10 protein-coding genes are annotated in these 14,299 nt (G+C 70.1%); 5 read left to right on the top strand and 5 right to left on the bottom strand.

Going from position 1 to position 14,299, the window contains the following annotated elements:
- Positions 1-85: 85 nt before the first annotated feature.
- The 3 genes from ACFULQ_RS25825 to ACFULQ_RS25815 all read right to left on the bottom strand — a co-directional run bounded on the left by ACFULQ_RS25825 (position 86) and on the right by ACFULQ_RS25815 (position 4,272).
- Positions 86-1,381: a M18 family aminopeptidase gene (locus tag ACFULQ_RS25825; RefSeq protein WP_383547684.1), complete on the bottom strand. Its 1,296-nt coding sequence runs from the start codon at positions 1,379-1,381 to the stop codon at positions 86-88.
- 110 nt (positions 1,382-1,491) lie between these two features.
- On the bottom strand, positions 1,492-3,318 hold the full coding sequence (locus tag ACFULQ_RS25820) for an acyl-CoA dehydrogenase (RefSeq protein WP_383547681.1): 1,827 nt from the start codon (positions 3,316-3,318) through the stop codon (positions 1,492-1,494).
- A 129-nt stretch (positions 3,319-3,447) separates the two neighbouring features.
- The gene (locus tag ACFULQ_RS25815; protein ID WP_383547679.1) at positions 3,448-4,272 is read right to left on the bottom strand and encodes an intradiol ring-cleavage dioxygenase; all 825 of its coding nucleotides are present in this window, start codon (positions 4,270-4,272) and stop codon (positions 3,448-3,450) included.
- Positions 4,273-4,391: 119 nt separating this feature from the next.
- On the opposite strand from ACFULQ_RS25815, the gene ACFULQ_RS25810 reads away from it, so the two are divergent.
- From ACFULQ_RS25810 to ACFULQ_RS25800, 3 genes are all read left to right on the top strand, one after another.
- Positions 4,392-4,868, top strand: coding sequence for an SseB family protein (locus tag ACFULQ_RS25810; protein WP_330265677.1), 477 nt, complete (start codon positions 4,392-4,394; stop codon positions 4,866-4,868).
- A 254-nt stretch (positions 4,869-5,122) separates the two neighbouring features.
- Positions 5,123-7,069: a YncE family protein gene (locus tag ACFULQ_RS25805; protein ID WP_383547676.1), complete on the top strand. Its 1,947-nt coding sequence runs from the start codon at positions 5,123-5,125 to the stop codon at positions 7,067-7,069.
- A gap of 114 nt (positions 7,070-7,183) precedes the next feature.
- Entirely contained in the window at positions 7,184-8,155 is a 972-nt protein-coding gene (locus ACFULQ_RS25800) for a pirin family protein (RefSeq protein WP_383547673.1), read from the top strand.
- A gap of 35 nt (positions 8,156-8,190) precedes the next feature.
- Here ACFULQ_RS25800 and ACFULQ_RS25795 read toward each other — a convergent pair whose 3' ends face one another.
- Positions 8,191-8,925 carry a hypothetical protein gene (locus ACFULQ_RS25795; RefSeq protein ID WP_383547671.1) on the bottom strand — a complete coding sequence of 245 codons (735 nt, stop codon included), beginning with the start codon at positions 8,923-8,925 and terminating at the stop codon, positions 8,191-8,193.
- 139 nt (positions 8,926-9,064) lie between these two features.
- A complete protein-coding gene (locus ACFULQ_RS25790) occupies positions 9,065-11,221 on the bottom strand; it encodes a SpoIIE family protein phosphatase (protein WP_383547669.1) in 2,157 nt (718 codons plus the stop codon).
- Positions 11,222-11,365: 144 nt separating this feature from the next.
- Between ACFULQ_RS25790 and aspS the strand changes: the two genes are divergently transcribed.
- Together aspS and ACFULQ_RS25780 are read left to right on the top strand one after the other, a co-directional pair.
- Entirely contained in the window at positions 11,366-13,129 is a 1,764-nt protein-coding gene (gene aspS / locus ACFULQ_RS25785; protein ID WP_383547666.1) for an aspartate--tRNA ligase, read from the top strand.
- A gap of 114 nt (positions 13,130-13,243) precedes the next feature.
- Positions 13,244-14,206: an intradiol ring-cleavage dioxygenase gene (locus tag ACFULQ_RS25780; protein ID WP_383547664.1), complete on the top strand. Its 963-nt coding sequence runs from the start codon at positions 13,244-13,246 to the stop codon at positions 14,204-14,206.
- Positions 14,207-14,299: the final 93 nt, after the last annotated feature.

The following is a 14,299-nucleotide window of genomic DNA, read 5'->3' as shown; positions in this document are numbered from 1 at the left end:
GTCGTTCCGGTCCGGAATCCCGGGTACCCCCACTTCTCGCGAACTACCCTTCGAGGAGCCCGGGCAGCCTTTCGAGAGGTGCGAACTACCCTTCGAGGAACGCCACCAGAGCGTTGGCCAGCAGATGCGGGTCGTCCGCGCCGCACAACTCCCGGACGCTGTGCATCGAAAGGATCGCCACACCGATGTCGACGGTCTTGATGCCGTGCCGGGCCGCGGTGATCGGGCCGATCGTCGTGCCGCAGGGCATGGAGTTGTTGGAGACGAAGGACTGGAAGGGCACCCCGGCCTTCTCGCAGGCCGCGGCCCACACGGCCCGGCCCGAACCGTCCGTGGCGTAGCGGTTGTTGACGTTGACCTTGAGGATCGGCCCGCCGTTGACCCGCGGGTGGTGCGTCGGGTCGTGCCGCTCCGCGTAGTTGGGGTGCACCGCGTGCCCGGTGTCGGAGGACAGACAGACCGTCCCCGCGAAGGCCCGCGCCCGGTCCTCGTAGGACCCGCCGCGCGCGAACACCGAGCGCTCCAGGACCCCGCCGAGCAGCGGCCCGTCCGCGCCGGTGTCCGACTGCGAGCCGTTCTCCTCGTGGTCGAAGGCGGCGAGCACCGGGATGTACGGCAGTTCGGCGGCGGAGGAGACCGCGGCGAGCGCGGCCACTCCCGCGTGCACGGACAGCAGGTTGTCCATCCGGGGCCCGGCCACCAGCTCCTTGTCCCGGCCCAGGTAGGCGGGCGCCTCCACGGAGTGCGTCATCAGGTCCCAGCCGGTCACCTCGCCCGCGCCGAGCCCGACCTCCTCCTCCAGGAACGCGATCAGGTCGCCGTCGCGCACGTCGTCGCCGAGTCCCCAGATGGGCTGGAGGTGCCGCTGCTTGTCGAGCTTGAGGCCGTCCGAGGACACCGCGCGGTCCAGGTGGATGGCGAGCTGCGGCACCCGCAGCAGCGGCCGGTCCACGTTCACCAGCCGCGTCGAGCCGTCCCGCAGGGTCAGCCGGCCGGCCAGCCCCAGGTCACGGTCGAGCCAGGAGTTCATCAGGGGACCGCCGTAGATCTCCACGGCGACCTGGCGCCAGCCGTGCGCCCCGCTGTCCGGCAGCGGCTTGACCCGCAGGTTCGGGGAGTCGGTGTGCGCGCCGACGATGCGGTACGGCGTGTGGGGCGCCGCGCCCTCGGGGACGTACCAGGCGATGATCGCGCCGCCGCGCAGCACGTACTTGCCGCCGCTCGACCCCTCCCAGGCGTCCGTCTCCGAGACCTGGCGGAAGCCTGCCTTCTCCAGCCGCTCGGCGGCGTTCGCCACCGCGTGGTAGGGCGTGGGGCTCGCCGCCAGGAAGGACATGAGGTCGTCGGTGTGGCCGCGATCGAGGCGGTGGGGTGCGCTCATGGGGTTCACCTTAACGACGTACGAGGACCCGTTGACGACGTACGAGGACCCGCTCCCGGGCGATGGGAACGGGCCCTCGTGGGGACTGCGTGCAGCTGTACGGGTGTGTCCTAGAACGCGGCCTCGTCGAGGTCCATCAGGTCCAGCTCCACGCCCTCGGCGACCTTGCGGGCCAGGGTCACGCCGGGCAGGACGTTGGCCGCGAAGAACTTCGCCGCCGCGATCTTGCCGGTGTAGAAGGGCTTGTCCTTGGCGGACGCCGTCTCCAGCTTCTCGGCGGCGATCGCGGCACCCTTGAGGAGCAGGTAGCCGACGACCACGTCACCGGAGGCCATCAGCAGGCGGGTGGTGTTGAGGCCCACCTTGTAGATGTTCTTGACGTCCTGCTCGGTGGCCGCGAGGTCGGTCAGCATCAGGCCGACGATGGCCTCCAGCTCGACGGCCGCCTTGGCCAGGTGCTCACGGGCGCCCGCGAGCTCCTCGCCGCCGGTGCCCACCGCCAGGAACTTCTTGATGTCCTCGGCCAGCGAGTTCAGGGCCGCGCCCTGGTTGCGGACGATCTTCCGGAAGAAGAAGTCCTGGCCCTGGATGGCGGTCGTGCCCTCGTACAGGGTGTCGATCTTGGCGTCCCGGATGTACTGCTCGATCGGGTACTCCTGGAGGAAGCCGGAGCCGCCGAAGGTCTGGAGCGACTGGGCGAGCTGCTCGTAGCCCTTCTCCGAGCCGTAGCCCTTCACGATCGGCAGGAGCAGGTCGTTCAGCGCCTCCAGCGCCTTGACGTCCTCGCCCGCCGCCTCCTTGACCTGGATCTCGTCCTGGATGGAGGCCGTGTACAGCACCAGGGCGCGCATGCCCTCCGCGTACGCCTTCTGCGTCATCAGCGAGCGGCGCACGTCCGGGTGGTGCGTGATGGTGACCTTGGGCGCGGTCTTGTCCATGAAGTTCGCGAGGTCGGGGCCCTGGACGCGCTCCTTGGCGTACTCCAGCGCGTTCAGGTAGCCCGTCGACAGCGTGGAGATCGCCTTCGTACCGACCATCATGCGGGCGAACTCGATGATCATGAACATCTGGCGGATGCCGTCGTGCTTGTCGCCGATCAGCCAGCCCTTGGCGGGGTGGCGGTCGCCGAAGGTCATCTCGCAGGTGTTGGAGGCCTTCAGGCCCATCTTGTGCTCGACGTTGGTGGCGTACACGCCGTTGCGCTCGCCCAGCTCGCCGGTCTCGAAGTCGAAGAGGTACTTCGGGACCAGGAAGAGGGACAGGCCCTTGGTGCCGGGGCCCGCGCCCTCGGGGCGGGCGAGGACGTAGTGGAGGATGTTCTCCTCCATGTCGTGCTCACCGGAGGTGATGAAGCGCTTCACGCCCTCGATGTGCCAGGAGCCGTCCTCCTGCTGGATCGCCTTGGTGCGGCCGGCGCCGACGTCGGAGCCCGCGTCGGGCTCGGTGAGGACCATCGTGGAGCCCCACTGCTTCTCCACGGCGACCTTGGCGATGTTCTTCTGGACCTCGTTGCCCTCCTCGAAGAGGATGCCGGCGAACGCGGGGCCCGAGGAGTACATCCACACGGCCGGGTTGGCGCCCAGGATCAGCTCGGCGAAGGCCCAGATCAGGGAGCGGGGCGAGGTGGTGCCGCCGATCTCCTCGGGCAGGCCGAGACGCCAGTACTCGGAGTCCATGAAGGCCTTGTAGCTCTTCTTGAAGGACGCCGGGACCGGCGCGGTGTTGGTCTCCGGGTCGAAGACCGGCGGGTTGCGGTCGGCGTCCGCGAAGGACTCCGCGAGCTCGTTCTCCGAGAGGCGGGTCAGCTCCTCCAGGATGCTCTTCGCGGTGTCGACGTCCATCTCCGCGAACGGACCCGTGCCGTACAGCTTGTCGCGTCCGAGTACTTCGAAGAGGTTGAACTCGATGTCGCGGAGGTTGGACTTGTAGTGCCCCATGGCGATGGCTCCGTCAAGAGATCGGCGAGGCACCTGGTTCCTCGCACCCGTTCACATACCAACAAGTAGCTACGATGATGCTACCCGTCGGTAATAAGTCGCAACCCCGATCCGGCCATCTGTGAGGAGTCACACCGCGACGGTCAGCGAGGCGGTGAGCCCCTCCTGCACGCTCCCCTTCACCGAGGCGAGCTGCTGGTCGTGCCCGTCGCGGAACACGAGGTCCGTGTCCAGGGAGAGCCGGCGCAGATTGGCCACGCTGGCGTCGTAGCCCTCGGTGGCGTACACCGTGTCGCACACGTCCTTCGGGAACGCGAGCTGCGAGGTGCTGGTGATCGCGGTGGCGCCGAGAGCGTCCTGGAGACTGCCGTAGACCTCGAAGTGGACGTGCGGCCAGCGCCCCGGGTAGCAGCCCGGAAAGACGCTGGTGAAGGTGGCCCGCCCCTTGTCGTCCGTCTCCTGGACGCCCCGCAGGTAGTTCTCCTCGGTGACGCCGTCGGTGTACAGGGAGTAGCCGCCCTCCCGGTCGCAGTGCCACACGTAGACGGCGGCCCCCTTCCGCGGGGTCCCGCAGCCGGAGGCGGCGTCCACGACCGTGAGCGTCAGGGTCAGGGGCACGCCCTCGGCGGTGCCGCCCGCGGAGTCGCCGAAGCTGCTGGTGATGTCGGTGCGGACGACCCCGCTCTCCTTCAGCACGTTCACGCCGTTCGAGCCGTCGCCGGGGTAGGGGCCGGCGGTCTCCTCGGGGATGGCGGCGCAGGCCGTGCCCGTGCCCGTGGCCGACGGTGACGTCACGGCCGTGGGAGAAGAGGAACCGGTGCAGCCCATCAGGGGCAGCAGGCCCGCCCCCGTCCCCGCCATGAGCCGGATCATCCGTCGGCGGGCGAGCACGGGAAGGTCGTAGGAGAGCCCCCGGTCGTGCTCATGTGTCTCGTCGTCGTGTTGTCTGCTCATGGACCGACGCTACGAGCGGCCCCCACCGGAAACCCAGGGCCGGCCGCTGTCAGGTCACTGTCGGTTTCCGGGGCCGGTGGCTGCCCGCCGCCCCCACCCCCCTCGGTACGCTTACGCCCATGTACGGCTACGACCAGAACGCTGGTGCCCAGCAGCAGTACGGCGTCCCGCCGCAGCAGCCCATGGCCGGCGGTGTGGGCGGGTACGGCCAGCAGCCGCCGCTGTACCCCGAGCCGTCCCCGCCCTCCCTCGCGGACGCGGTGCGGGCCTTCACCACCGGGCAGATGGCGGCCGAGGACTTCCAGCAGGTCTTCGCCACGTCCAAGGTCTACTGCCCGCGCGGTGACAACCCCGGGTTCCTCGCCCTGCACAACACCCAGCAGCCGGTGATCCCCATGTTCACCACGCTCAAGGAGCTGCGGCGGTACGCGGGCAAGGAGTCCAAGTACTTCGTGATCACCGGCGCGGAGGTCCTCGACCTGCTGCCGACGGGTTATGGGTTCGTCCTCGACATGGAGGGGGAGCACCGGATCGTCTTCGACGCGAAGGCCGTGGAGCAGATGGTCGAGTTCGCGATGCGGCGGATGTACGGGTAAGCCGCGCGGGCCGGGCCCTGTTCGTCGCCGGCCGGGTCGGGCCTCCTGTGCGTCGCTACCGGGGACCGGGCCCCCTGTGCGTCGCTCCGCGGCGGGAAATTCCCCCCTTGCTTGTCACAGCCATGCCATAGAGTTCCCTCCGGCAGCCGCGCCCCGCACGCCACCGCTCTCCGGCGGTCCGCGTGCGGGCGCCGCGCGGCGCTCTCATCTCCCGGCGACCCCGGGATCTTCTGTGGGGGTTCATCACTGTGCGCATGCGCAGCACCTCGGCCGCGACGGCGCTCGCGGTCCTCTTCAGCTCGGTGGCGCTGAGCGTCGCCGCCGCCGGCACCGCCTCGGCCGCTTCCGCCGTGGTCAGCAGCCCCGGCGGCCTCGTCGTGGACGACGCCCTGCGACGGGTCTTCGTCAGCGACCAGGCAGACGGCCGGATCCTGGCCACCGACTACAACGGCACCCTCGTCGCCCGGGCCACCGGTCTCGGCGACGCCACCGACCTGGCCGTGTCCGACGACGGCACCACCCTCTACGCCGCCCTCGCCGACAGCCACGAGATCGTCGCCCTGAACGCGACCGACCTCAAGGTCAAGGCCCGCTACCCCGTCGCCACCGACACCGGCCCGCGCCACGTCGCCTTCTCCGCCGGCAAGGTCTGGTTCACCTACGGCGACCAGTGGGACGGCGACCTGGGCTCGGTCGACCCGGCTGTGGACCCGGCGAGCGGGACCGACCCGGTGCGGCTGGCCCAGTTCCCCACCGAGGGGACCTCGGTCGGTGTGTGGGGTCCGGCCCTGCTGGACACCGACCCGCTGCGGCCGGGCGTGCTGGCCGTCGGCGAGACCGGCATCTCCACGGACTCGATGGCCGTCCTGGACGTGTCGGGCGGGACCCCCGGGCTCACCGCCTGGTACTTCGGCGACTACACGCTGAACAGCGGCATCTCGGACATCGACCTCGTCGCCGGCGCCGACCAGGTGCTCGTCAACGGCACCGACCGGGACGCCTACGCGAACGGCAGCTTCAGCAAGGCCGGCGCCTACCCGGCCGGGCAGGGGGCCGACGTCGGACCCGGCGGCCTGATCGCCCAGGTCGCCGGCACCAAGATCGCGATCTACCGGCCGAACGCCACACGACCCCTCCGCACCTACGGCACCGGCAGCCAGCCGGCCGCCGACGTGGCCTGGGCCGGCGACTCCTCCCGGGTCTTCGCCCTCGTCGCGGGCAGCGGAGGCTACACGGTCAAGGCGCTCACCGGCCCCACCCTCAACGTCCCCAGCCTCACCGTCAACGCTCCCGCCACGGCCACCCGCGCCAAGTCGCTCACCGTCAAGGGCAAGCTCTCGGCGACGGTGCCGCTGCCCGCCGGGGTCCGGCTCTCGGTCACCCGCACCGACCTGGAGAGCCCGAACGGCAAGGCGCTGCCCGACGTCACGGTGAAGGCCGACGGCACCTACTCCTTCACCAACACCCCGCCGGCCGGCGGCAAGGTCACGTACACGGTGAAGTACGCGGGGGACGCCGGGCACGCGGCCGTCAGCACCTCCGACAAGGTCGACGTCTCCCGCGCGGCCACGTCCCTGAGCCTCAACAACAACGGCAAGCTGTACAACTACGGCACCGACGTGAAGTTCACCGCGCACCTCGGCAAGACCTACAAGAACCGCTCGGTCTCGATCTACGCGGACCCCTTCGGCGGCGACCGGGGAAAGAAGCTGATCAAGACCGCCAACGTCAACGCCGACGGCAACGTCACCGCGGTGGTGGACATGACCCGGGACACCACGGTCACCGCGGTCTTCACGGGCGACTCCCGGTACAAGCCCAGGACGGTGAAGTCCACGGCGTACGCCCGGGTCAAGGTCTCCTCCGCCGTCTCCAAGCACTACAAGCGGGCGAAGATCGGCTCGACCTCGTACTACTGGTTCCACAAGAACACGTCCCCGGTGATCACCACCACGATGACCTACTACCCGGGCCGTCAGCAGCGCCTCGACCTCGAGGTCTACTACGCGGGCGCGTGGCGCTCCTCGGACTCGCAGTACTTCTCGCTCGGTACGAACGGGAAGTCGGCGGTCAGCCTCGGCGCGCCCGGTGAGTCCGGCCTCAAGGCGCGGATCCGGCCGGTGTACGTCAACGGCTCGTCCGGCGACACGGTGAACTCGACGACGTACGGGGCATGGAAGTACCTGTACTTCAGCAACTGACGCGGTACGGCCCGAACGCAGACGGCCCGGAGGGAATGCCCTCCGGGCTTCTGCCGTTAGAGGTGGCAGAAAGTTCAACGCTCAACTAAACTCGAACCACAAGGAGGTACCGACATGCCTGCAGTGACTGTCGACAACCCGCTGACCCTGCCGCGCGTGGCCGCGACGGCGGACGCGGTGGCCCGTCCCGTCCTCGGTGTGACGACCGCGCCGAGTGGCTTCGAGGGCGAGGGTTTCCCGGTGCGCCGGGCGTTCGCCGGAATCCATTACCGGCACCTGGATCCGTTCATCATGATGGACCAGATGGGGGAGGTCGACTACGCGCCCGGGGAGCCGAAGGGCACCCCCTGGCACCCGCACCGGGGCTTCGAGACCGTCACCTACATCATCGACGGCATCTTCGATCACCAGGACAGTCAGGGCGGCGGCGGCACCATCACCAACGGCGACACCCAGTGGATGACCGCCGGTTCGGGTCTGCTGCACATCGAGGCGCCGCCGGAGGCCCTCGTGATGTCCGGCGGCCTCTTCCACGGCCTCCAGCTGTGGGTGAACCTGCCGGCCAAGGACAAGATGATGGCCCCGCGGTACCAGGACATCCGGGGCGGCAGCGTGCAGCTGCTGTCGACTCCCGACGGTGGGGCGCTCCTGCGCGTCATCGCGGGTGAGCTGGACGGCCACCAGGGTCCCGGCATCACCCACACCCCGATCACGATGATCCACGCCACGCTGGCGCCGGGCGCGGAGATCACGCTGCCCTGGCGTGAGGACTTCAACGGTCTGGCGTACGTGCTGGCAGGGCGCGGCAGCGTCGGTGCCGAGCGCCGTCCGATCCACCTCGGCCAGACGGCGGTCTTCGGTGCCGGTGGCTCCCTGACGGTCCGCGCTGACGAGAAGCAGGACTCCCACACGCCGGACATGGAGGTCGTGCTCCTGGGCGGACAGCCGATCCGCGAACCGATGGCGCACTACGGCCCGTTCGTCATGAACACCCGCGAGGAACTCCAGCAGGCGTTCGACGACTTCCAGAAGGGCCGGCTGGGCACGATCCCGGCCGTGCACGGGATGACCGAGGGCGGGCTGTAGGACGCGGGAGCCCGGGCGTCAGGCCGGCCCGGGCGTCAGGCCGAGCCGTCGGGCTTCTCCCAGGTGGTGACGTCCATGGTGACGGACGACAGGCCGCCGGCGTAGTTCACGTCGTCGGCCTGCCAGCCGAGGACGGTGATGGCGGCGACCCGGTTCTCGTCGGTGAGCACGCACGCCGTGAGTCCCCTGCGGATGTTCTTCTGGTCGATGGTGAACCCGAAGGCGGTCGCCGCAGCGCAGCTCTCGGCGGTCGCGGCGCCGTCGACGGTGGCGAGGTCGCCGTTCTCGCCGGCGAGGGTGTAGCCGTCGTCGGCGTTCGCCGGCAGGGAGAAGATGATGTCGGGGGAGCCGTTGGTGAAGTCCAGGTCCACGTTGGAGCCGGACCGCAGGACGACCTTGCGGTGCTCGCGTACCGCCGCCGGCTGCGCGCCGGCCTCCTGAGTGACATCCGGCGTCCCCGACGTCGACGGGCCGGACCCCGTCGCCGCGGCGGCGCCGGCTCCATGTGAGGTCGCACCCGAGGTCGCACCCGTGCTCGCGCTCGGTGTCGTGCTCGGGTTGCCCTGGTTCTGACCGGACAGCGCCCCGTAGGCCGCCACGCCGGCCGCGGTCAGCGCGGCGAGGGCCACCAGGGCTATGGCCGAGCCCTTGAACGAGAAGCCGCCCTTCCCCACCGTGATGTGGTTGGCGGGTTCGCGCTGGGCGCCTTCGTACGACAGCGAGAACGAGGACCCCTTGCCACGGTCCTTCGGGGATGCGGACTTGCCCATGCGGCTTCCTTGCGTGCGGTCGGTCACGGCCAGGGCACACATCGTGCAGGGGGTGCGGCGACCGTCGCCGCGAGTCGCCGGGTGCACACCTGAAAGGGTGACGGTGTGGCGAGTGGTGACGCCTGCCTGCTGTCCCGTGCTATGCGGAGGTCTCGCCCGAGGACTCGTACAGCTCGAACCAGATGCTCTTGCCCTCGCCCCGCGGGTCGACGCCCCACAGGTCGGCGAGGAGCTCGATCAGCATCAGGCCGCGGCCCGAGGAGGCCAGTTCGCCCGGGCGGCGTTTGTGGGGCAGGTCGTCGCTGGTGTCGGTGACCTCGACGCGCATCCGGCGGTCGCCGGGCTCGCCGCGGACCTCGGCGAGCAGCAGTGCGTCCGCGTCGGTGTGGACCAGGACGTTCGTCAGCGTCTCGGACAGCAGCAGGACCGCGGAGTCGACCTGGTCGGCGGAGGGCCAGTCGTGCAGGAGCTCGCGCAGCTGCCGGCGGGCCACCGCGATCCGTTCCGGCTCCGCCTGGGCCACCGAGAGCATCGTGCGCCGGACGGCGGGCCGCGGGGCGGCCTGGTCCTCGCCGGTCTCCGACTGCCGGTGCAGCAGGAGGACCGCTATGTCGTCCTCGCGGCGGTCGGCGAGGGGGCCGGTGGTGTGGTGGGAGGAGGGGCCGTGGACGGCCTGGACCAGCGCGTCGGCGAGCTCCTCCAGGTCGCCGTCGTGGGTCTCCAGGATCGCGCGGACGCGCTTCCAGCCGGTCTCGAAGTCATGGCCGCCGGTCTCGATCAGCCCGTCCGTGCAGAGCATCAGCGTCTCGCCGGGCTGGAGGACGATCCGGGTCGTGGGGTAGTCGGCGTCCGGGTCGATGCCCAGGGGGAGGCCGCCGCTCGTGGTGCGGGCCAGGACCGTGCCGTCGGTGAGGCGGATCGCCGGCTCGGGATGGCCGGCCCGGGCCACCTCCAGGGCACCGCTCGCCGGATCGACCTCGAGATACAGGCAGGTCGCGAACCGGGAGTCGGTGGGATCGCCGTGCCCGCCGGCGCCGTACGTCATGCCGTTGAGGAAGCGGGAGGCGCGGGAGAGGACCGCGTCGGGGCGGTGGCCCTCGGAGGCGTAGGCGCGCAGCGCGATGCGAAGCTGCCCCATCAGGCCGGCCGCCCGTACGTCATGGCCCTGGACGTCCCCGATGACCAGGGCGAAGCGGCCGCCCCCGGCGCCCGCGCGCGAGGTGCCTCCGGGCAGCGGGATCATGTCGTACCAGTCGCCGCCGACCTGGAGGCCGCCGCCGGTGGGGACGTAACGGGCGGCGACCGTCATGCCCGGTATCTCGGGGCCGAGGCTCGGGAGCATGGACCGCTGGAGGCCGTCGGTGAGTTCCCGCTCGGACTCGGCCACGCCCGCGCGGGACAGCGCCTGGGCCAGCATCCGGGCCACGGTCGTCAGCACCGAGCGCTCGTCGGGGGTGAAGGCGACCGGGTAGGCGAAGCCCGCCATCCACGCGCCCATGGTCCGGCCGGCCACCGTCAGCGGCAGGAACGCCCAGGACTGCCGGTCGAAGCGCTGGGCCAGCGGCCAGGTGGCCGGGTAGCGGGAGCGGTAGGCCTCGGGGCTGGAGAGGTAGACGGCGCGGCCGGTGCGGACCACCTCGGCGGCCGGATAGTCGGTCTCCAGGGACATGTGGGAGAAGGGGCTCTCGTCACCGGGCTGCTGCCCGTGGTGGCCGATGATCGTCAGCCGGTCGCCCTCGACGCCGAAGACGGCCAGGCCGTCGGGGCTGAAGCCGGGCATGGACAGGCCCGCGGCCACCCGCAGGACCTCGGCGGTGGAGCGGGCCTCGGCGAGCGCACGGCCCGCGTCCAGCAGGAAGGCCTCGCGGGAGCGCCGCCAGTCACCGGTGACCGCGGTGCGTCCGGCGGGGGTGCCGGGGGTCGGCTCGGTCACCTCCTGGAGGGTGCCGATCAGCCGGAACGACTTCTTCTGCCGGTCGTACGACGGCTGGGAGCGGCTGCGGACGGTACGGATCACCTCGCCCCGCTCGTTCATGATCCTGATCCGGACCTCGGCGAGGGTGTCCTCGGCGACGGCGAGCCCGACGACGCTGATGATCTCGTTCCAGTCGACGGGGTGCAGCCGGGCCCGGGCCTGGGCCTCCGTGAGGGTGGCCGGCTCGGCGGGCAGTCCGAGCAGGCGGGCGGCCTCCGCGTCGACCGAAACCAGTTCGGTGGCGGTGTCCCAGTGCCACAGGCCGGTCGCGAGGGCGGTGAGAACCTCCCCCACGGCGGGCAGAGGCTCACCAGTGCGCATTGCCCCACTTTAAGAACAGGGGATCGAGGAGTGCCACTGTTGGCCGAGTCGTAATGGTGGGGAGGCGATCTCGGGGTCCCCGGTAGGCTGGGGCTCAGTTTCACGTGAAACATACCCCGATCCGCGAAGGCTGGATGAACGACGATGCATCGGTACAGGTCCCACACCTGCGGCGAGCTCCGCTCCTCTGACGTCGGCACCGACGTCCGACTGAGTGGCTGGCTGCACAATCGGCGCGACCTGGGCGGCATCCTCTTCATCGATCTGCGCGATCACTACGGCATCACGCAGCTGGTCGCCCGCCCCGGCACCGCCGCCTACGAGGCCCTGGACAAGGTCTCCAAGGAGTCCACGATCCGGATCGACGGCAAGGTCGTCTCCCGGGGCGCCGAGAACATCAACTCCGAGCTGCCCACCGGTGAGGTCGAGGTCGAGGTCGGCGAGGTCGAGCTGCTCGGCGCGGCCGCCCCGCTGCCGTTCACGATCAACACTGAGGACGGGGTCAACGAGGAGCGGCGCCTGGAGTACCGCTTCCTCGACCTGCGCCGCGAGCGCATGCACAGGAACATCATGCTGCGGTCGTCGGTGATCGCCTCGATCCGCAAGAAGATGGTCGCCCTCGGCTTCAACGAGATGGCGACGCCGATCCTGTCGGCGACCTCCCCCGAGGGTGCCCGCGACTTCGTGGTGCCCTCCCGCCTGCACCCGGGCAAGTTCTACGCCCTCCCCCAGGCGCCGCAGCAGTTCAAGCAGCTGCTGATGATCTCCGGCTTCGACCGCTACTTCCAGATCGCGCCCTGCTTCCGTGACGAGGACGCGCGCGCGGACCGTTCGCCGGGCGAGTTCTACCAGCTCGACGTCGAGATGAGCTTCGTCGAGCAGGAGGACGTCTTCCAGCCGATCGAGAAGCTCATGACCGAGCTGTTCGAGGAGTTCGGCAACGGCCGTCATGTCACCTCGCCGTTCCCGCGGATCCCGTTCCGTGAGGCGATGCTGAAGTACGGCTCCGACAAGCCGGACCTGCGCGCTCAGCTGGAGCTCGTCGACATCACCGACGTCTTCGAGGGCTCGGAGTTCAAGGCGTTCGCCGGCAAGCACGTGCGGGCGCTCGCGGTGCCGGACGTCTCCGCCCAGCCCCGGAAGTTCTTCGACCAGCTCGGCGACTACGCGGTCTCGCAGGGCGCCAAGGGCCTGGCCTGGGTCCGCGTGGCCGAGGACGGCTCGCTGTCCGGCCCGATCGCGAAGTTCCTCACCGAGGAGAACGTCGCCGAGCTGACCAAGCGGCTCTCCCTGGCCGCCGGGCACGCGGTGTTCTTCGGCGCGGGCGAGTTCGACGAGGTCTCCAAGATCATGGGCGCGGTCCGCGTCGAGGCCGCCAAGCGTGCCGGGCACTTCGAGGAGGGCGTCTTCCGGTTCTGCTGGATCGTCGACTTCCCGATGTACGAGAAGGACGAGGAGACCGGGGCGATCGACTTCTCGCACAACCCGTTCTCCATGCCGCAGGGCGGCCTTACGGCCCTGGAGACCCAGGACCCGCTGGACATCCTGGGCTGGCAGTACGACATCGTCTGCAACGGCGTCGAGCTGTCCTCCGGCGCGATCCGGAACCACGAGCCGGACATCATGCTCAAGGCCTTCGAGATCGCGGGCTACGACCGGGAGACCGTCGAGGACAAGTTCGCCGGCATGCTGCGCGCCTTCCGCTTCGGCGCCCCGCCGCACGGCGGCATCGCCCCCGGCGTGGACCGCATCGTCATGCTCCTCGCGGACGAGCCCAACATCCGCGAGACCATCGCCTTCCCGCTCAACGGCAACGCCCAGGACCTCATGATGGGCGCGCCGACGGAGCTGGAGGAGGCCCGGCTGAGGGAGCTGCACCTGTCGGTGCGCAAGCCGCAGCCGAAGTAGGCGGTGATCCGAAGGGGTGGCCCGGAGCCGGTGTCGGTTCCGGGCCACTTCCCTGTGGGGAACCACAGTCCGCTCCCACGCCCATGACAGCCTTCTTACCTAACTTCCTTGTCCATGACGGGAAATGAGCCGGGAAACCAGCCTGAACTCCAGCAGCGGGCCCACGGGCCGAAACACAAGAAGGACCTGACGCGGCGCAAGGTCGTCGTGGCCGGAGCGGGCGCGGCCGTGGCGGTGGGCGCGGCGGGCACGCTCGCCGCGTCGGGTGCCTTCGCGGGCGAGAACAGCACGAAGGCCTCCGCGAGCAGCACCTCCACCGCCGCCGAGGCCTGTTACAAGCTCACCTCGGAGACCACCGAGGGGCCGTACTACATCGACGCGGACAAGATCCGCCAGGACATCACCGAGGACAAGGAGGGCATCCCCCTCACCCTCCAGCTCAAGGTGATCGACTCCGAGACCTGCAAGCCCGTCGCCAACGCGGCCGTCGACATCTGGCACTGCGACGCGCTCGGCATCTACTCGGGCTACGAGAGCCTGTCGACGGGAGGCGGCGGCACCGCGCCGACGGACGCGCCGAGCGGCACCCCCACGGACGTCCCCACCGGTGAGCCGCCGTCCGGGGCGCCCTCCGGAGGCACCGGGGGCGGGGTCCACGAGGAGCCCACCGACGACGAGCGCTATCTGCGCGGCACCTGGAAGACCGACCGGCAGGGCCGGGTCACCTTCAAGACGATCTTCCCGGGCTGGTACCGGGGCCGTACCGTGCACATCCACACCAAGGTCCACGTGGACGGCACCTGGACGGACGCCGGCTACGAGGGCGGCCACACCTGCCACACCGGCCAGTTCTTCTTCGACGAGGAGTCCGTCCTGGCCTCCGCCGAGGTCGACCCGTACTCCACCAGCACCACCGAGCGCACCACGCTCACCGAGGACACGATCTACGACCAGAGCGGCACCACGGGCGGCCTGCTCAAGCTGAAGTACAACAAGAAGAACATCGCCAAGGGCGTGATCGGCTCGATCACGATGGGCGTGGACCCGGACACGACGAACGAGGGCACGTCGATCTGAACCTCTCGCGACGAGGCGCACCGCTTCGCCATCACCTATCAGCGGGCCAAGCGGGCCAAGCGCATCCGCAGCAGCCCCCTGGACGACGTGCCG

It is taken from the genome of Streptomyces sp. NPDC057253, from assembly GCF_042669125.1.
Lineage (GTDB): Bacteria > Actinomycetota > Actinomycetes > Streptomycetales > Streptomycetaceae > Streptomyces.
This window is presented reverse-complemented; position numbering and strand designations above follow the sequence as displayed.